The 18,553-nt window shown below is 70.3% G+C and carries 15 protein-coding genes and 1 tRNA gene; 8 read left to right on the top strand and 8 right to left on the bottom strand.

Going from position 1 to position 18,553, the window contains the following annotated elements; genetic code table 11:
* Positions 1-134: 134 nt before the first annotated feature.
* From ACH4K4_RS06815 to dnaK, 4 genes are read right to left on the bottom strand one after another with little or no spacing between them, the layout of a single operon-like run.
* Positions 135-590, bottom strand: coding sequence for a heat shock protein transcriptional repressor HspR (locus tag ACH4K4_RS06815; RefSeq protein ID WP_398165425.1), 456 nt, complete (start codon positions 588-590; stop codon positions 135-137).
* 5 nt (positions 591-595) lie between these two features.
* Complete coding sequence (gene dnaJ, locus ACH4K4_RS06810; RefSeq protein WP_360138547.1) at positions 596-1,774, bottom strand: molecular chaperone DnaJ; 1,179 nt, start codon at positions 1,772-1,774, stop codon at positions 596-598.
* A 42-nt stretch (positions 1,775-1,816) separates the two neighbouring features.
* Entirely contained in the window at positions 1,817-2,479 is a 663-nt protein-coding gene (gene grpE / locus ACH4K4_RS06805; protein WP_360138550.1) for a nucleotide exchange factor GrpE, read from the bottom strand.
* Complete coding sequence (gene dnaK / locus ACH4K4_RS06800; RefSeq protein ID WP_398165286.1) at positions 2,476-4,332, bottom strand: molecular chaperone DnaK; 1,857 nt, start codon at positions 4,330-4,332, stop codon at positions 2,476-2,478. Before dnaK ends, grpE begins: the two co-directional genes overlap by 4 nt.
* Before the next feature lie 346 nt (positions 4,333-4,678).
* Between dnaK and ACH4K4_RS06795 the strand changes: the two genes are divergently transcribed.
* The 4 genes from ACH4K4_RS06795 to ACH4K4_RS06780 all read left to right on the top strand — a co-directional run bounded on the left by ACH4K4_RS06795 (position 4,679) and on the right by ACH4K4_RS06780 (position 10,818).
* On the top strand, positions 4,679-6,946 hold the full coding sequence (locus ACH4K4_RS06795; protein WP_398165285.1) for a (Fe-S)-binding protein: 2,268 nt from the start codon (positions 4,679-4,681) through the stop codon (positions 6,944-6,946).
* 234 nt (positions 6,947-7,180) lie between these two features.
* Positions 7,181-7,990: a trypsin-like serine protease gene (locus ACH4K4_RS06790; protein ID WP_398165284.1), complete on the top strand. Its 810-nt coding sequence runs from the start codon at positions 7,181-7,183 to the stop codon at positions 7,988-7,990.
* Positions 7,991-8,356: 366 nt separating this feature from the next.
* Positions 8,357-9,367 carry an AraC family transcriptional regulator gene (locus ACH4K4_RS06785; protein WP_398165283.1) on the top strand — a complete coding sequence of 337 codons (1,011 nt, stop codon included), beginning with the start codon at positions 8,357-8,359 and terminating at the stop codon, positions 9,365-9,367.
* A gap of 461 nt (positions 9,368-9,828) precedes the next feature.
* The gene (locus tag ACH4K4_RS06780; protein WP_398165424.1) at positions 9,829-10,818 is read left to right on the top strand and encodes a Yip1 family protein; all 990 of its coding nucleotides are present in this window, start codon (positions 9,829-9,831) and stop codon (positions 10,816-10,818) included.
* A gap of 101 nt (positions 10,819-10,919) precedes the next feature.
* Here the strand turns inward: ACH4K4_RS06780 and ACH4K4_RS06775 are convergent, their stop codons facing one another.
* The 3 genes from ACH4K4_RS06775 to dcd form a co-directional block, all read right to left on the bottom strand.
* Entirely contained in the window at positions 10,920-12,428 is a 1,509-nt protein-coding gene (locus tag ACH4K4_RS06775; RefSeq protein ID WP_398165422.1) for a ricin-type beta-trefoil lectin domain protein, read from the bottom strand.
* A 232-nt stretch (positions 12,429-12,660) separates the two neighbouring features.
* Positions 12,661-13,158 carry a phosphoribosyltransferase gene (locus tag ACH4K4_RS06770; RefSeq protein WP_030017816.1) on the bottom strand — a complete coding sequence of 166 codons (498 nt, stop codon included), beginning with the start codon at positions 13,156-13,158 and terminating at the stop codon, positions 12,661-12,663.
* Positions 13,159-13,174: 16 nt separating this feature from the next.
* Positions 13,175-13,750 (bottom strand): dCTP deaminase, encoded by a 576-nt coding sequence (gene dcd / locus ACH4K4_RS06765; RefSeq protein ID WP_398165282.1) that lies wholly within the window; start codon positions 13,748-13,750, stop codon positions 13,175-13,177.
* 613 nt (positions 13,751-14,363) lie between these two features.
* On the opposite strand from dcd, the gene ACH4K4_RS06760 reads away from it, so the two are divergent.
* A tRNA-Gly gene (locus tag ACH4K4_RS06760) sits at positions 14,364-14,437 on the top strand.
* A gap of 338 nt (positions 14,438-14,775) precedes the next feature.
* Positions 14,776-14,949: a hypothetical protein gene (locus ACH4K4_RS06755; RefSeq protein ID WP_398165280.1), complete on the top strand. Its 174-nt coding sequence runs from the start codon at positions 14,776-14,778 to the stop codon at positions 14,947-14,949.
* 75 nt (positions 14,950-15,024) lie between these two features.
* Here the strand turns inward: ACH4K4_RS06755 and ACH4K4_RS06750 are convergent, their stop codons facing one another.
* Positions 15,025-15,963, bottom strand: a complete 939-nt coding sequence (locus tag ACH4K4_RS06750; RefSeq protein WP_398165421.1) for a D-alanyl-D-alanine carboxypeptidase family protein — start codon at positions 15,961-15,963, stop codon at positions 15,025-15,027.
* Positions 15,964-16,194: 231 nt separating this feature from the next.
* On the opposite strand from ACH4K4_RS06750, the gene ACH4K4_RS06745 reads away from it, so the two are divergent.
* Together ACH4K4_RS06745 and ACH4K4_RS06740 are read left to right on the top strand one after the other, a co-directional pair.
* On the top strand, positions 16,195-17,472 hold the full coding sequence (locus tag ACH4K4_RS06745) for an AAA family ATPase (RefSeq protein ID WP_398165279.1): 1,278 nt from the start codon (positions 16,195-16,197) through the stop codon (positions 17,470-17,472).
* The gene (locus tag ACH4K4_RS06740; RefSeq protein ID WP_398165278.1) at positions 17,469-18,536 is read left to right on the top strand and encodes a tetratricopeptide repeat protein; all 1,068 of its coding nucleotides are present in this window, start codon (positions 17,469-17,471) and stop codon (positions 18,534-18,536) included. Before ACH4K4_RS06745 ends, ACH4K4_RS06740 begins: the two co-directional genes overlap by 4 nt.
* Positions 18,537-18,553: the final 17 nt, after the last annotated feature.

The following is an 18,553-nucleotide window of genomic DNA, read 5'->3' as shown; positions in this document are numbered from 1 at the left end:
GGGGGGGGGGGGGGGGGGGGGGGGGGGGGGGGGGGGGGGGGGGGGGGGGGGGCCCGGGGGGGCGCCCCCGCGGGGGGGGGGGGGGGGGGGGGCCCCCCCCCCCCCCCCCACGGCCCGCGACTCACGACGATCCGCTAGTCGGACCGTTTCTTCCCCGGACGCCACACGACCAGCGCACTGGTCTGCTGCACGTCCTGGTAAGGCACCAGGTCCCGCCGGTACGAGGCGTGCACGGCGGCCTCCCGCTGCTGGATGGCGGCGGCCGCGCCCTCGACCGCGTGCTGGAGCTCGGCGACCCGCTGGCGCAGGGCCGCGACCTGGTTCTCCAGCTCGATGATGCGCTTGATGCCGGCCAGGTTGATGCCCTCGTCCTGCGACAACCGCTGGACTTCCCTGAGCAGTTCGATGTCCCGGGCCGAGTAGCGGCGGCCGCGCCCGGCCGTACGGTCGGGCGAGACCAGCCCCAGGCGGTCGTACTGGCGCAGGGTCTGCGGATGCAGACCGGACAGCTGAGCCGCGACGGAAATGACGTACACCGGCGACTCTTCGGTCAGTTGATACGGGTTCCGACGCCCGCCCCGGCCATCCATCCGTCTCATGCTCCCTTCGCGGCCTGGAACAGCTCCGCCCGCGGGTCCTCCCCCGCGGTCGCCTCGCGATAGGACTCCAACGACTCGCGTGCGGTGTCGCCGAGGTCCTTGGGGACGCTCACCTCGACGGTGACCAACAGGTCGCCGCGGGTGCCGTCCTTGCGCGACGCGCCCTTGCCGCGCACGCGCATCGTACGTCCGTTGGGCGTCCCGGCCGGCAGTTTGAGCGTCACCGGCGGGCCGCCGAGTGTCGGCACCCGCACCTCGCCGCCCAGCGCCGCCTCCGGGAAGGTGACCGGCACGGTGACGGTCAGGTTGTCGCCCTTGCGGCCGAAGACCGGGTGCGCGTCGACGTGCACGACGACGTACAAGTCGCCGTTCGGGCCGCCGCGCTCGCCCGGAGCGCCCTTGCCGCGCAGCCGGATGCGCTGCCCGTCGGAGACGCCCGCCGGGATGCGCACCTGCATCGTGCGCGCGCTGGTCGCCCGGCCGCTGCCCTTGCAGACGTCGCACGGGGTCTCCGCGATCAGGCCGCGGCCCTTGCAGTCCACACACGGGTCGGTGAGCGAGAAGCCGCCACCGCCACCGCGGCTGACCTGCCCGGTGCCGACGCAGGTCGGGCACACCCGCGGCGTGCCGTTCTTGTCGCCGGTGCCCGAACACGCCTTGCAGGGCGCCTGGCTGGACATCCGCAGCGGGACCGTGGCCCCGTCCACCGCCTCGGAGAAGCTGAGCGTCACCTCGGACTCGACGTCCTGGCCGCGGCGCGGCTGCGTACGCGTGCCGCCGCCACCGCGGTTGAACAGGCCGCCGAAGACGTCGCCGAGCCCGCCGCCGAAGCCGCCGCCCGCCGTGCCGCCCTGGGCGCCGCCCCCGAAGAGGTCGCCCAGGTCGAAGTTGAACGATCCGCCTCCGGCGCCGCCGGGCCCCGCGCGGAAGCCGCCGTTGCCGAACAGCGCCCGCGCCTCGTCGTACTCCTTGCGGCGCTTGGGATCACCGAGGATGTCGTTGGCCTCGGAGATCTCCTTGAAGCGCTCCTCGGCCTTGGCGTCCCCCTTGTTGGCGTCCGGGTGGAACTCCCGGGCCAGCTTGCGGTACGCCTTCTTGATCTCCGCCTCGGTGGCGTCCTTCGGGACGCCGAGGACCTTGTAGTAGTCCTTCTCCACGAAGTCCTTGGTGTTCATCCCCGACGTCCCTCCTCCCGTACTGCTTCTTCCGCCGCCGCGTCAGCCCTCTTCCGGGCCACCGCTCTCCTCGTCCGAAGCCTTGGCGTCGTCCTCCGAGGCGGCCTTGCCGGGCTGCGCGCCCGGCTGCGGCTCGGCGACCGCGACCCGCGCGGGGCGAATCGTTCGCTCACCGATGCGATACCCCGGCTGGAGGATGGCGACGCACGTGGTCTCCGTGACATCCGGAGCGTACGAATGCATCAGGGCCTCGTGGATCGTCGGGTCGAAGGGCTCGCCCTCCTTGCCGAACTGCTGGAGGCCCAGCTTCGCGGCCACCGTCTCCAGCGACTCGGCCACCGACTTGAAGCCGCCGACCAGCTCGCCGTGCTCCCGGGCCCGCCCGATGTCGTCGAGCACGGGCAGCAGCTCGGTCAGGAGGTTCGCCGCGGCGATCTCCTTCACCGACACCCGGTCCCGCTCCACCCGGCGGCGGTAGTTCTGGTATTCCGCCTGGAGCCGCTGGAGGTCCGCGGTGCGCTCGTTGAGCGCGGTACGCACCTGGTCCAGCTGCGCCGTGACGGCTACGTCCTGGTTCGCATCCCCGGCCGGGGCCGAGCCCGCCGTGTCGGCGGACTCGGCCTGCGCCGCGTCATCAGGGGTCTGTGCGGCATCGGCGGGGACGTCGGGCTTCTTGTCGTCGAAGCCCGGAGTCTCCTCCGTCACGCGGCACCGTCCTTCTTCGGCTTCTCGTCGTCGACGATCTCGGCGTCGACGACATCGTCCTCGGCCTTGGCCTGCTGGCCGCCCGCGGCACCGGCGGCGCCCTCGGCACCACCCGCGGCCTGCGCGTCGGCGTACATGGCCTGGCCCAGCTTCTGGCTGACCGCGGCGACCTTCTCGGTCGCGGTGCGGATCTCGGCCGTGTCCTCGCCCTTGAGCTTCTCCTTCAGCTCGCCGACGGCGGTCTCGACCTCGGTCTTCACCTCGGCGGGGACCTTCTCCTCGTTGTCCTTGAGGAACTTCTCCGTCTGGTAGACGAGCTGCTCGCCCTGGTTGCGGGTCTCGGCGGCCTCGCGGCGGCGGTGGTCCTCGTCCGCGTACTGCTCGGCCTCCTGGCGCATCCGGTCGACCTCGTCCTTCGGCAGCGAGGAGCCGCCGGTGACGGTCATCTTCTGCTCCTTGCCGGTGCCGAGGTCCTTCGCCGCGACGTGCATGATGCCGTTCGCGTCGATGTCGAAGGTGACCTCGATCTGCGGCACGCCACGCGGGGCCGGGGGCAGACCGGTCAGCTCGAACATGCCGAGCTTCTTGTTGTACGCCGCGATCTCGCGCTCGCCCTGGTAGACCTGGATCTGCACGGAGGGCTGGTTGTCCTCGGCGGTGGTGAAGATCTCCGAGCGCTTGGTCGGGATCGTCGTGTTCCGCTCGATGAGCTTGGTCATGATGCCGCCCTTGGTCTCGATACCGAGGGACAGCGGGGTGACGTCCAGCAGGAGGACGTCCTTGACCTCACCCTTGAGGACACCGGCCTGCAGCGACGCGCCGATGGCGACGACCTCGTCCGGGTTGACGCCCTTGTTGGCGTCCTTGCCGCCGGTCAGCTCCTTGACGAGCTCGGCGACGGCCGGCATACGGGTCGAGCCGCCGACCAGGACCACGTGGTCGATCTCGGACAGCTCGATGCCGGCGTCCTTGATGACGTTGTGGAACGGGGTCTTGCAGCGCTCCAGGAGGTCCGAGGTGAGCTGCTGGAACTGCGCCCGGGTGAGCTTCTCGTCCAGGTGCAGCGGGCCCTCGGCGGAGGCGGTGATGTAGGGCAGGTTGATCGTCGTCTCGGTGGACGACGACAGCTCGATCTTCGCCTTCTCCGCGGCCTCGCGCAGGCGCTGGAGCGCCATCTTGTCCTTGGAGAGGTCGACGCCGTGGCCGTTCTGGAACTGCTTGACCAGGTAGTCGACGACGCGCTGGTCCCAGTCGTCACCACCGAGGTGGTTGTCACCGTTGGTGGCCTTGACCTCGACGACGCCGTCGCCGATCTCCAGCAGCGAGACGTCGAAGGTGCCGCCACCGAGGTCGAAGACCAGGATGGTCTGGTCGTCCTTCTCCAGGCCGTAGGCCAGGGCCGCGGCGGTGGGCTCGTTGACGATGCGCAGGACGTTCAGGCCCGCGATCTCGCCGGCCTCCTTGGTGGCCTGGCGCTCGGAGTCGTTGAAGTAGGCCGGGACGGTGATGACCGCGTCCGTGACCTTCTCGCCGAGGTAGGACTCCGCGTCGCGCTTCAGCTTCTGCAGGATGAAGGCGCTCATCTGCTGCGGGTTGAAGTCCTTGCCGTCCAGGTTGACCTTCCAGTCAGTGCCCATGTGGCGCTTGACCGAACGGATCGTCCTGTCGACGTTGGTGACCGCCTGGCGCTTGGCCACCTCGCCGACCAGCACCTCGCCGTTCTTGGCGAAGGCGACGACGGACGGCGTGGTCCTGGCGCCCTCGGCGTTGGTGATGACGGTGGGCTCACCGCCTTCGAGAACACTGACGACGGAGTTCGTCGTGCCCAGGTCGATGCCGACCGCACGTGCCATTTCGATTCCTCCATGACTTGAGTGGAACAGGCTCAAGGGTGCAGCACCGATGCAAACCTGTCAATTGACCTGAGTCAGTCGCACTCAACTTTTATGTCGGGCTTACCGTCACTCCCACTGTGGGGGACGCACCGCCGGGCGGCAAGGGTTGCCTGCGCGACACAGATCACCGGCCGGGCGGCTTCATGGGGGTCGGGATACTGGGTAACCTCAGCGCAGACCCGAAAAGTTACTGCTTAGTAATCGCTGTAGTTGTCGTCCCGGCGGACGCGTACCCCTCATGCGTACGCGCAGCCCCTCAAGTTTCCCCCGTAACCCCCGCACTCGCAGGCCCGAGGAGCCACCCATGCAACTCGCCGCGATCATCGTGTCGCTGGTCCTAATCGCGGTCGGCGTCGCACTGTTCGGCCGTGCCATCCTGCAGATCGTCCGCCTGATGCGGCTCGGCCAGTCCGTACCCGCCGGCACCCGGACCGACGAGCCCACGCAACGCACGGTCACGGTGGTCAAGGAGTTCCTCGGCCACACCCGGATGAACCGCTGGGGCGTCGTGGGCGTCGCGCACTGGTTCGTCGCGGTGGGCTTCTTCTCGCTGCTGCTGACGATCGTCAACGCCATCGGGCAGCTCTTCAAGGCGGACTGGCTGCTCCCCGTCGTCGGCGAGTGGGCGCCGTACAACGTCTTCGTCGAGTTCATCGGCACGATGACGGTGCTCGGCATCCTGGCCCTGATCGCCATCCGGCAGCTCAGCAAGCCCGGCAAGGCGGGCCGCAAGTCCCGCTTCGCCGGCTCCAGCTTCGGCCAGGCGTACTTCGTCGAGGCGGTCATCCTGATCGTCGGCGTCTGCATCTTCATGCTGCACGCCCTGGAGGGCGCCCAGCACCACGTGGACGGCTACGAGGCCTCGTTCTTCATCTCGTACCCGGTGGTCTCGTGGCTGGGGGGCCTGGACGTCCCGACGCTCCAGAACCTCACCTACTTCTTCGCCGCCCTGAAGATCGCGACCTCCTTCATCTGGATGATCACGGTCGCCCTCAAGACCGACATGGGCGTGGCCTGGCACCGCTTCCTGGCCTTCCCGAACATCTGGTTCAAGCGGGAGGCCGACGGTGACGTCGCCCTCGGCGCGCTCCAGCCGATGACCAGCGCCGGCAAGCCGATCGACTTCGAGGACCCGGGCGAGGACGACCAGTTCGGCGTCTCCCAGATCGAGCACTTCTCCTGGAAGGGCCTGCTCGACTTCTCCACCTGCACCGAGTGCGGCCGCTGCCAGTCGCAGTGCCCCGCCTGGAACACCGGCAAGCCGCTGTCGCCGAAGCTGCTGATCATGGCGCTGCGCGACCACACGCACGCCAAGGCCCCGTACCTGCTCGCCGGCGGCGGCAAGGACGAGGAGGGCGCCGAGAAGGCGACCGCGGCCCAGCTCAAGGACGTCCCCGCGGCGGCGATGGCCGAGGCCGAGCGCCCGCTGATCGGCACCCTCGAAGAGAACGGCGTCATCGACCCCGACGTCCTGTGGTCGTGCACCACCTGCGGCGCCTGCGTCGAGCAGTGCCCGGTCGACATCGAGCACGTCGACCACATCGTCGACATGCGCCGCTACCAGGTGATGATCGAGTCCAGCTTCCCCAGCGAGGCCGGCACGATGCTCAAGAACCTGGAGAAGAAGGGCAACCCCTGGGGCCTGGCCAAGAAGCAGCGCCTGGCGTGGACCAAGGAGGTCGACTTCGAGGTCCCGGTCGTCGGCAAGGACGTCGAGGACCTCACCGAGGTCGAGTACCTGTACTGGGTCGGCTGCGCGGGCGCCCTGGAGGACCGCGCGAAGAAGACCACCAAGGCGTTCGCCGAGCTGCTGCACATCGCGGGCGTGAAGTTCGCGATCATGGGAGGCGACGAGAAGTGCACCGGTGACTCGCCGCGCCGGCTCGGCAACGAGTTCCTGTTCCAGCAGCTGGGCGCGGAGAACGTCGCCTCGCTCAACGCGGCCTTCGGCGAGGACGACGAGGACCCGGCGACGAAGAAGCCGAAGTCGGCGAAGAAGATCGTCGCCACCTGCCCGCACTGCTTCAACACGATCGCGAACGAGTACCCCCAGCTGGGCGGCGAGTTCGAGGTCATCCACCACACCCAGCTGCTCCAGCACCTGATCGACGAGGGCAAGCTGGTCCCCGTCACCCCGGTCGAGGGCCTGATCACGTACCACGACCCCTGCTACCTGGGCCGCCACAACAAGGTCTACACACCGCCGCGCGAGATCATCGCCAAGGTGCCGGGCCTGCGGAACGAGGAGATGCACCGCCACAAGGAGCGCGGCTTCTGCTGCGGCGCCGGCGGCGCGCGCATGTGGATGGAGGAGCGGATCGGCAAGCGCATCAACAACGAGCGCGTCGACGAGGCACTCTCCCTGAACCCGGACATCGTCTCCACCGCCTGCCCGTTCTGCCTGGTCATGCTGACCGACTCGGTCAACGGCAAGAAGAACGACGGCAAGGCGAAGGAGTCCATCCAGGTCGTCGACGTGGCCCAGCTGCTGCTGGACTCCGTCAAGACCCCGGTCGACCCGGCGGGCGAAGAGGCCGCCGCGGACGCGCCGGAGCCGGAGCCGGTGAAGTAGCCCGTGAGGTGACCCGTCCTGCCCTCCGTGCCGACGGCCGGCCCCGCATCGCGCGGGGCCGGCCGTCGGCCGTTACGCGGGCGTAGCGACGTACGGGGGCGTAGCGACGCGTCGGCGCCGTTTCGACGGGGCGGGCGCGTAGCGACGCCCCGCCACCGTCCCGACGTGCCCGAACCGTCGCATCCCTCTGCCCCGTTCCTGCCTCCGACCCGCCTGCCACGTACCGTCCCGTACATGAGATCCGCCTCCGCCGCCCTCGCCACCGCCGTCACACTCACCGCGCTCGTCGCGCTCACCGGGTGCGGCGGCCCTTCGCAGGCGGCGGACGCCGCGCAGCCGTCCGCGCGGCACTTCGAGGGGGTCCCCTTCGTCGGGGTCCTGATCGCCGACGGCGAGCACCACTGCACCGCGAGCGTCGTCGACAGCCCGAAGGGCAACCTGATCGCCACCGCCGCCCACTGCGTCGACTTCACGCCGGAGGACGAGGCCGACGGATACGAGCCCGGTCCGCTCACCGGGGACGTGGAGTTCGCGCCACGTTTCTCCGGCGCGGGCGAGGGTTCGGCCCCGTACGGGAAGTGGAAGGTCAGCGGCATCCACCTACCCGACACCTGGGAGAGCAGCGACGACGACCGCGGCGACTACGCCTTCCTGACCGTCGAGCCGGACGCGCGGGGCCGCAATATCCAGGAGGTCGTCGGCGCCGCCACCCCCGACTGGTCCTCAGGGCCGAACCGGCACGTCACCGTCGTCGGCTACCCCTACGAGAACCGCAACCCCGGCAACCGCCCGATCACCTGCACCACCGACACCCGGCGCGACGACGACCAGCCGTACATGGCCCGGATGACGTGCGGCGGCTTCTACGAGGGCACCAGCGGCGGCCCCTGGCTCGCCGACTACCGCGACGCCCGCCGCCCCGGGCGCCTGATAGGCGTGCTGAGCGGCGGCGACACGGACGACGAGTCGACGGCCGTCCTCTTCGACCAGCAGGCGCGGGCCCTGTACGAGCGGGTGACGGGCGGCGCCGCGAAAGCGTCCTGACCGGTCCCGTCCCGCCCCGTGCCGCCCCGTCCGGCCCAGCCGTTGCGCAACCGGACGCACGCGCTGCGCCATCCACCACGGCGCCCCCACCAGACCCACCCCAACCCCCGAACACTCCTTCTCCACCACCGCGTTCACGAACGGGTGGCACGGGCGGCCTCCGCGTTCCGCACGTCGGCGCATGCCCCGGTGTACGCGCTCGGCCGCGCGCCCCAACCCTCGGGCCGTCGAGGCGTATCCGGATATCCGCGGCCGACCCACTGGAGCGTGCACATATTCTTTTCCCGAGTGCGTGGTTGCGGCGGCCGGGGCCGGACGGACGGTTCTGTCTTCCCGGGCGTCCCGGGGGGAAAGGTCTTGCTGAGGATGTCTGCGGAGCCGGGGGTCGCGTCCCCTTCGTCACCCTCTGTGCTGTCGCTGCGGACGGCGGACCTGGAGGAGGCACGCTGGGTGATCCGGGAGGCGTTCTACGCCAACCACATAGACCGGTTGGGCCCCGGGGCCGACGTGGGCGCGCACTTCGACCTCATCCGGCTGGGCGCGATCACCGCCGGCGAGGTCGGCTTCGGCATGGACCTGCGGATGCGGTTCGGCGAGCTGGGCTCGTACCACGTGGACGTGCCGCTGACCGGGCGCATCCAATGGCGGCAGGGGGCGCGGGTGGCGGAGACCAGCACGCCGGAACGGGCCGGGCTGTTCCGGCCGGACGGCGCCACCACCATCGACCGGTGGGACGCCGGGTGCCGGATGCTGACGGTGAAGATCGGTGCGGCGGACCTGGAACGGCACCTGGAGCAGTTGCTCGGCAGATCCGTCCGTACGCCGGTGCGCTTCGCTTCCGGTTTCGACGTCACCCGGGGCGCGGGCCTCAGTTGGACGCGGCTGCTGCGGACGGCCGTACGGGACATCCAGGCGACGGACGGGCTGCTGCACCAGCCGCTGGTCTCGGTCCCGCTCCAAGAGGCGTTGCTGAGCGGGCTGTTGCTGGCCGCCGAGCACCCGCACCGCGAGGAACTCACCCGGCCGTCGGCGTCCGCGGCACCGACGTACCGGCCGGCGCCCGTCAAACGCGCGGTGGACGCCATCCAGGGCCGCCCCGAGCACCCCTTCGACACCGCGGAGCTGGCCGCTGTGGCGCGCGTCAGTGTGCGCTGGCTCCAGGAGGGCTTCCGCCGGCACGTCGGCATGTCGCCGATGGCCTACCTGCGTGACGTACGGCTGAGCCGGGTCCGGGACGAGCTGCGCCGGGCGGGGCCCGGTGACCTGAGCGTGGGCGAGGTGGCGTACCGGTGGGGCTTCGTGCACCTCGGGCGGTTCGCGCGCAGCTACCGGGAGCGGTTCGGGGAGACGCCCTCGCAGACGCTGCACACGCCCTGAGGAACGCGCCGCGCGTTCCGGATACCGGCTGCGCAGAATGGATCATGCGAACGTGCCCGGGTCGCTACGGTCAGGGAGCCAGGGCCACGTCGGCAACGCCGATATGTCTGTCCGCCCGTGAGTGCCGACGGCGGCATTCACCGGCGGGCCCTGGGTACCGGCCGGTATCCCCCCGTAACCGCTGCCGGACCCCTCCCGCCCGTGGGGCGTCGGACTACGAAGATCCGATGCCTCATGGGCCGTGGAGCGACACCGGTGGCATCGCGGTACATGCCGGAACACCACCGTCAGGCACGCCCCCCGCATCACCCATATCCCCCGCACCCCCCGCATCCCCTCGGGAAGCCGCCCCGATCCCCCTAGGGGATGTCACAGGTCGGCAGCAAAGCGGCCCCCTTCCCCCAGGCTCGGCCTCTGGGTCCCACAGACCAGGTACGTTCGATGACGTGGCTGGATTCAGGATGGGTCGCGGACGGGATGCCCGGTCCGCGCAGCAGGGACAGCAGGGGCAGCAGGCTCCGTACGGACAGCAGGGACAGTCGTACGGGCAGCAGCCCCCGTCGCCGCACGGGCAGCAGTGGCAGCAGCAGCCGCACCGGCCGCCGCAGCCGTACGGCAGCCAGCAGCACGGCGGCGGTCAGCAGGGCGGCGGGCACGGCGAGCCCGAGTACTTCGGTGACGGCGGCTACCAGCCGCAGCAGCAGTCGTACGCCCCGTACGCCAACGACAACAGCCCGGGTCACACGCAGCAGTTCAGCGTCGGCGAGGCCCCGGACGCGTACGGCCCGCCCGGCGGCCCCGCCAACGGCCGGTACGACAACGGCGGATACGACGGCGGCCAGTACGGCGACGACGGGTACGGCGACGGCGGCACCTACCGCGCGGGCCAGACCACGGCCCCGCCGCCCGGCCCCCGCCTGCCCTGGAAGCCGTTGCTGACCGGCATCGTCGCCCGGCCGGGACCGACGTTCTGGCAGATGCGCGACCACGCGGTGTGGGGCCCGGCCCTCGTCGTCACGTTCGTCTACGGCCTGCTCGCGGTCTTCGGCTTCGACAAGGCCCGCGAGGACGTGCTGAACGCCACGCTCTCCAACAGCATCCCGTGGGTGCTGATCACCGCCGTGATGTTCGTCATCGGCGGTCTGATCCTGGGCGCGGTCACCCACACCCTCGCCCGCCAGCTCGGCGGCGACGGCGCCTGGCAGCCGACCGTCGGCCTGTCCATGCTGATCATGTCGATCACGGACGCGCCGCGGCTGCTCTTCGCGATGTTCCTGGGCGGCGACAGCCCCCTGGTACAGGTGGTGGGCTGGGCCACCTGGCTGGCCGCGGGCGCGCTGTTCACCTCGATGGTGAGCAAGTCGCACGACCTGCCGTGGTTCAAGGCGCTCGGCGCCTCCGCGATCCAGCTGGTCGCGCTGCTGGCCCTGGTCAAGCTGGGCACGCTCTAGCCCTGTCACCCCGTACATCCGCCACGGCGGAAGGCCCCGCTCCACTCGGAGCGGGGCCTTCCGCGTACGGGAGCCATCCGGCCCCCGCCGGCGCCCGTCCGCTACGCGAACCGCTGCGCCGCCGACCCGTCGCACTTCTGCAACCGCACCGCGTCCTTGGCCGCGCCCAGCGTCAGGCACAGCCCCGGCGCGGCCGCCGGCCGGACCGACCCGCTCGCGGCGTCCTTCGTGAACTGCTGGTTGGCCGCGCCCGAGCAGTTCCACAGGACCAGCCCGGTCCCGGCCTCGTACTTCGCGCCCGGCACGTCCAGGCACCGGTCCTGCGTCAGCCCCACGTGCACGGAGCGGCGCTCCGCGTCCTGCCACCAGAGCTGGTTCCGCTGCCCGTTGCAGTCCCAGCCCACGACCGCCGTACCGTTACTGCTGCTCGCGCCCTTGGCGTCCACACAGCTGCCGGTGCCGGCGTTCTTCAGCGGCTTGTACGCGTCGTCCCAGGCCAGCGGGTACAGCTTCGGCTGCCCCGTGCTCGCCGGGTCGGCACAGGACGCCTCGCGCCGGTCCCCCGCGTACAGCTGCGTCAGGCAGGAGGCGAAGGCGCCGTGGCCGCGCGCGTTCGGGTGGAAGGACTGGCGTACGGAGTTGGCGTTCGGCGGGAACGGATTGGCGAGGTCCACGTACAGCCCGCGGGCCCAGGTGTCCTCCATGCACACCTCGTGCCCGTGGAAGAGCCGCGAGTTGTCGAGGTACGTCGCCCCGGTGTCCGCCGCGACCTTCCGCATGCCCTTCTCGAAGGCCGGTACGGCGGTGTCGCGGCCCCAGGCCGAGTCGGAGGTGTAGCCCGTGCACCCGCCCGGCAGCTTGCCCGGGAAGTTCGGGTTGTCCTCCACGTCCGGTCCGATGGGGCTCGGGTAGCCCATCACGACCAGCTTGTAGTCGCCGTCCGCGTACCCCGCGTCGCGCATCACGGTCCGCAGGTCACGGACGCTCTGCTCGACCTTGGGCACCAGCGCGTCGACGCGCCCCTGCCACCCCGGCTGGTACTTGGGCTCACAGGGCCCCTGCAGGGTGAACCAGCGGGTGACGCAGTCCGTCATCACCGGCCCGAACTGCAGGTCGTCGTTGGCCCCCGCCACCAGCAGCACCATCTTCAGCCGGGTGTTGCGGGCCTTGATCGCCAGGTTGTCGCTCTGCACCAGCTCGTCGGCGTACTGCTTGGTCCCGCCGATGTTGATGTTGCCGGTGGCCGCGCCGGAGCACGCGACGTTGTACGTCACCTCCGCCGGTATCCCGGTGCGGTGGATGGCGGCCTCGGGCGAGCGGTGGCACCAGTTGTCCGGCCCGTTCGTCCCCGGCTCGTACGTACCGACGCCCTCCCCCGCTATCTCGCTGTCGCCCAGCGAGATCAAGGAGGTCTTCCGCTGACCGACCGGCCGCTCGGCCGCGTCCCCGTACAGCTTGACGGCCTCGGCCGCCCGGATCTTCTCCAGCTCGGGAGGCAGCGGCTTGGCGGCCGCCGGGCCGGCCGGGACGGCCGCCGCCGTACCGGCACCCACCCCCGCGACCACGCCCGCTCCGCCGAACCCCACCGCCAACGCCGCTGCGGCGGCCATCAGCCGCCCCGTTCTCGCACGCACCCTTGGGCCTCCCCTCCGGTCTGCTGTCTCCGCCGGTTTCTACTCGTAGGTAGTGACAGGTGGAACAGCCGGAACGGGATTGGCCCGAATTCACATGCCCCTCTCTAAACAACAAGAAGCGCACCGGGCCGTCACCGCCCGGTGCGCTTCACTTCCGGCCCCCGGCCGGACTGTCGAACGACCCCCTGCCGTCCTCGGACCACCGCCGTCAGGCGTCGAGGACCTGCCCCTCGCGACGCACCACCGGCGGCTCGACGCTCCACGGGAAGTTGATCCACTCGTCCGTGCGCTTCCACACGTACTCGCACTTCACCAGCGAGTGCGACTTCTCATAGATCACCGCGCTGCGGACCTCGGCCACCGTCCCCAGGCAGAAGTCGTGCACCAGCTTCAGCGTCTTGCCGGTGTCCGCGACGTCGTCGGCGATCAGCACCTTCTTGTCCGAGAAGTCGATCGCGTTCGGTACGGGCGCGAGCATGACCGGCATCTCCAGGGTCGTACCGACGCCCGTGTAGAACTCCACATTCACCAGGTGGATGTTCTTGCAGTCCAGCGCGTACGCCAGACCGCCGGCCACGAAGACACCGCCGCGCGCGATCGACAGTACGATGTCGGGCTCGTACCCGTCGTCGGCGATCGTCTGCGCCAGCTCGCGAATCGCGCCACCGAAGCGCTCGTACGTCAGGTTCTCCCGCACACCACTCACTGGTTCTCTCGCACTCTCAGACCTGTGTCCGATGAAAATTCTGGAACGACCGCGAGGGCGTCGGCCCCCGCTGGCCCTGGTACCGCGAGCCGTACTTGGCGGAGCCGTACGGGTGCTCGGCGGCCGACGACAGCCGGAACATGCACAGCTGCCCGATCTTCATACCGGGCCAAAGCTTTATCGGCAGCGTCGCGACATTGCTCAGCTCCAGCGTGACATGTCCGCTGAAACCCGGGTCGATGAAGCCGGCCGTCGAGTGCGTCAGCAGCCCCAGCCGCCCCAGCGAACTCTTCCCCTCCAGCCGCGAGGCGAGATTGTCGGGCAGCGTGATGACCTCGTACGTTGAGGCGAGCACGAACTCACCGGGGTGCAGGATGAACGCCTCGTCCCCCTCCGGCACCACCTCGCGCGTCAGGTCCTGCTGCTCCACGGCGGGGTCGATGTGCGGGTACCGGTGATTCTCGAACACCCGGAAATACCGGTCGAGGCGCACATCGATACTCGACGGCTGCACCATCGACTCGTCGTAGGGATCGATGCGGACCCGGCCCGCGTCGATCTCGGTCCGGATGTCCTTGTCTGAGAGAAGCACGCATCGAGGATACGCGCCCGGACCCACCCCGCCCGCACACCACCGCCCGGCACGCCCACGCAGGCCACGGGCCCGCACACCGGACAAACGGCGCGGGCCCGGCCCCCGCCTCGGGGACCGGGCCCGCGCCCGGAATCGTCACAGCCGCTCCACCGGCTGCCCTCCGCTTCGTCTCACCTCCCGGCCCGCCGTCAGGGGCCGGGCGACCTCAGCGCTTCTCGCCCACCGGCACCGAATGCCGCAGCCGCGCGCAGCGCGGACACCGCAGCAGCCGCCCGGGGCCGAGCCGGTCCGTGGTCTGCATGGGAAACGAAGCGGTGCTGAACACGTGCCCTTCGGCACAACGTACGACGGTGCGCTCCATCAAGTCCCTCTCCCAAGTGCGTGGACAACAAAAGCCACATTAGGGGATGAACTGGGCGCCACCGAACGCGGCACTCCGCGCCCCAACCGTACGCCCCAACTCCCGCACCCCGACCCGCAACCCACCCCGCCCACACGAAAACCCCCACACACAAACCCCACACACAAACCCCACGGCCAGACGCACCGGGAGCCGGCGATGGGGTAGAGTGTGCGAAGCTGCACCGCCCTCACTACGGGCGGCGCTCAAGCGGGTGTAGTTTAATGGTAGAACATGAGCTTCCCAAGCTCAGAGCGCGGGTTCGATTCCCGTCACCCGCTCCATAACGAAGGCCCAGGTCAGAGACCTGGGCCTTGCTAGTTGTCCCAAACTCCCCAGCCCCTCCGTGGCAACTGCGGTCGGGAAGGTGCGGGTTCCGGCCTGCACTACGCGTCGCCCTGCGCCTTGGCCGGTGACAACCGGGTCGAAGGGGAGGTCCAGATCCCGGGGATCTGCCGCATGTTGCGGCGGGCCAGGCAGAGCATCGGTCGCGAACCCTCCAGGCCTCTCCGTCCGCCTGCCTCAGGGCCCACGGTGAGGGGGTGTCTCACAGAGGTTTTCGAGATCACTCGATGGCGCGCCCGGTAGGTTCTCCGTGACCGTGAGAACTGGGGGGTCCCGCATGGATGAGGACGAGATCAGGCGTGCCGTAGCACGGGGGATTCAGGACTACGAGAAGTCACGACCGAAGCCCAAAGGGGTCATCCAGGAGGCAGAGAGCGCAGTAGGCGGCTGCATCGCGATGTTCGTGGTGGCGCTGCTGATCCTTGGTGTAGTCGCGGCCTGCAACAGGTGAGGGCCGGCTCGCTTCGTTGTTGTGCTCGAAGGCCCCAGTACGGGAACCGGGGCCTTGCCGCTGTCCGCGAGCGGGTCAGTCGCGTTGGGTGTTGGTGGGGAGTGCGCGGAGCTTCAGGGTTTTTGTGGTGGTTGTGCCGAAGCCGTAGTCCAGCATTTTTGCCGCGTCGGCGTAGCGGTCTTTGCTGTTGAGAACGGTGCCGACGAGGGTTTTGCCGCCGCGGGTGGCTGCGAAGACCAGGCAGTCGCCCGCCGGGGTGGTCGTGCCGGTCTTGATGCCGATGACGCCGGCGTACGAGCCAAGCAGCTGGTTGGTGTTGTTCCAGGTGTAGTAGCGCGTGCGGCCGTTGGCGGCGGGGGCCTCGCCCTTGTACTGCCTGGTTTTGACGATCGTGCGGAAGGTGTCGTTCCGCATGGCGTGCCGGGCCAGTTTCGCCAGTTCGCCCGGGGTGCTGGAGTCGGAGCCGCCGCCGTCGATGGAGGTGAAGTCAGTGTGCGGGAGATCGAGTTCGTCGGCCTTCGCGTTCATCTTCGCGATGAAGGACGTGGTGCGCTCGGTGCGGGTCGGGCCGGTGCCGAAGGTGTCGGCAAGCGCGTAGGCGGCGTCCGCGCCTGAGGGGAGGAGGGTGGCGTAGAGCAGTTGGCGGACGGTGACCTTGTCGCCGGTCTGGAGGTCCGCGGTGCTGGCGGCGTGCTTGGTGACGTAGTCCCGGTACTCCTGGCGTACGGGGACCCGTTGCTCCAGGTCGACGCCCTTGTCGTCGAGCACCACGGAAGCGGCCATGATTTTCGCCGTGCTGGCTATGGGGCGGGCGGTGTCCGCGTCCTTGCCGAAGAGCGTGCCGCCGGTCGTGCCGTCCACCAGGGTGGCGCCCTTGGCCGCGACAGTGGGGGCGGGTTGGGCGAGTTGGACGGGCTGGGCGGCCGAAGCGGCCTGGGCGGTCAGTGGGGAGAGGGCGAGCAGGGCGCCGCCGGTGACGGCTGCGGCGCGTGAGGTAAAGGTTCTGGCGGTCAGGAGTCTGGCGCTCAGGGCTTTGGTGGTCGGGGGTTTGGTAGTCGGGGGCTTGGTGGTCAAGGTCAAGTGCTCCGTAGTTGTTGTGGGGTTGCTGGACAGTGGGCCTTGGGGTGCGGGGAGAACCTGGGTGGCTGTCCCGTACATGAAACGACGGGACCGTCGTGCCGGTTGTGCGTGCCGGGCCACCGGGCGGCCACGGATCGCCGCAAAGCGCCTGCATAGGCTGTGGGCATGTCAGAAGACACGGGGTTGATCCAGAGTTTGCGGGCGGCTCTCGCGGGGGCGCCGGAGGATGTGACGTTGCGGTTGCATCTGGCGGAGATGCTGTTGGTGGCGGGGCAGCAGGATGCGGCCGTCTCGGAGGTGGCTGTCGCGTTGCAGTACGCGCCCGGGAACGCGAAGGCGCGGGACCTGATGGCGCGTGCCATGGGGGCGCCCGGCCCGGCGCCGCACGAGGCGTCACACGAGGCGCCGCCCGCGCAGGAGCGGCCGGCCGCCGGTGGGTCCGCGGGGTTCGACTGGCGGGCCGCCGAGGGGCAGGTGCGGGACGTGGTGCCACCGCGGTTCGTGGAGCACGAGGCCCCGTTGGCGGTGGACGGGAGCGGGGATCCGGGGGACGCGGACGCCTGGGAGGTGGACGCGCCCGGAACCGTACGGCTGGCGGACGTGGGTGGGATGCAGGAGGTCAAGGACCGGCTGGAGGCCGCGTTCCTCGCCCCGATGCGCAACCCCGAGCTCCGCAAGCTGTACGGCAAGAGCCTGCGCGGCGGGCTACTGCTCTACGGGCCGCCGGGTTGCGGCAAGACGTTCATCGCCCGGGCGGTGGCCGGTGAGCTGGGCGCGAGTTTCCTGTCGGTGTCGGTCAACGACGTACTCGACATGTGGATCGGCAACTCCGAGCGCAACATGCACGAGATCTTCGCCACGGCCCGCCGCCAGGCGCCCTGCGTGGTCTTCCTCGACGAGCTGGACGCGCTCGGCGGCAAGCGCAGCCGTACGCAGCACAGCGGCATGCGCAACACGGTCAACCAGCTGCTGACCGAGCTGGACGGCATCGACGCGCAGGCCAACGAGGGCGTCTTCGTGCTCGCGGCCACCAACCTGCCCTGGGACGTGGACCTCGCGCTGCGCCGGCCGGGGCGCCTGGACCGCACTTTGCTCGTGCTGCCGCCGGACGCGCCCGCGCGCGAGGCGATCCTGCGCTACCACCTGCGTGACCGGCCGATCGAGAACGTCGACCTGGGCAAGCTGGCGAGGGCCACGGACGGGCTCTCGGGCGCCGATCTGGCCCACGTGTGCGAGAGCGCGGCCGAGACGGCGCTGCTCGACTCGGCGCGCACCGGCACCGTACGCATGATCGGTATGAAGGACCTGCTGGGTGCGGTCAAGGCCGTGGTGCCCTCGACCGAGGCGTGGTTCTCGTCGGCGCGGAACGTGGCCATGTTCGCCAACGAGGGCGGCACGTACGACGACCTGCTCGCGTACCTGAAGAAGAAGCGGAAGCTGTGACGGAGCAGCATCCGCTGGTCGCCCGGGGCGAGGTACTGGTCGACCTTGGACGGTACGACGAGGCCGCGGCGGTGCTCGGCTCCCGGTTGCAGGAGGACCCGGCGGACGTGTGGGCGTTGCTGGAGCTCACGCGCTGCCACCTCGCTGCACAGCAGCCGGACCGGGCGGTCGATGTGAGCGGACGCGCGTTGGAGCTGGCGCCGCAGGACTACGCCACCCTGCACATGCGGGCCCGCTCCCTGCGCGCGGCGCAACGGATGGAGGAGACCGACGCCGTACTGCGCGAGGCGATACGCGTCGACCCGCTCCGCTGGACCGCCTACGGGACGCTCGCCGAGATCCAGCCCTGGCTGCCCGACGGGGACCGGCAGGAGGGGGTGCGTTTCGGGCTGGAGGCCGTACGGCTCGCGCCCGAGGAACCGAGGGCCTACGAGTCGCTCTACAAGGCGGCGCTCATCGCCGGTGACCAGGAGCGGGCGCGGCAGGCCCTCGACACGCTGCGCCGCCTGGACCCGACGAACTCGCTGGCCGTGGTCATGCAGGCGGACAGCGCCGCGAACGCCCCCGGGGTGAAGGCCGCGGCCGCGGCCGATCTGTACGCCGACGCGCTCTCCACCCTCCCCGAGTCGCAGTGGCTGCGCAGCGCGCTGGACGAGGCGACCTACCGGCTGCTGCGCGGCACCCGCTGGCTGGCGCTGCTGTGCGTGGCGGCGGCGGGCGTGACGGTCGATCTGTTCCCCCAGGACGGGGAGGTGCCGCGGGAGTTGCCGGTTCCGCTCGGCAACCGGCTGTGGACGCTCGTGCCGATGGCGGCGCTCTGGGGGTTCGGGGCGTTGCTCCGGTACCGCCGGCTGCGGACCGGCGTACAGCTGAACGTGTGGTCCCTGGTGCGCCGCGGCCGCTGGGCCCGCATCGTGCTCGGCCAGGGGGCGTGGGCGATGCTCTGCGCCCTGTTGATCTCGCAGGTGCCGTGGACGGAACGGACGGTTCCGCAGGTGCTGTTCTGGGCCGGGTTGCTGCCGACGCCGGCCACGGTCTGGTTCGACCGGCGGAAGCGGCGGTGACAGGACGTCCGTAGAGG

This window comes from Streptomyces sp. NPDC017529 (assembly GCF_044329785.1).
Lineage (GTDB): Bacteria > Actinomycetota > Actinomycetes > Streptomycetales > Streptomycetaceae > Streptomyces.
The sequence above is the reverse complement of the archived record's forward strand: the minus strand, read 5'-3'. Positions and strand labels throughout refer to the sequence as shown.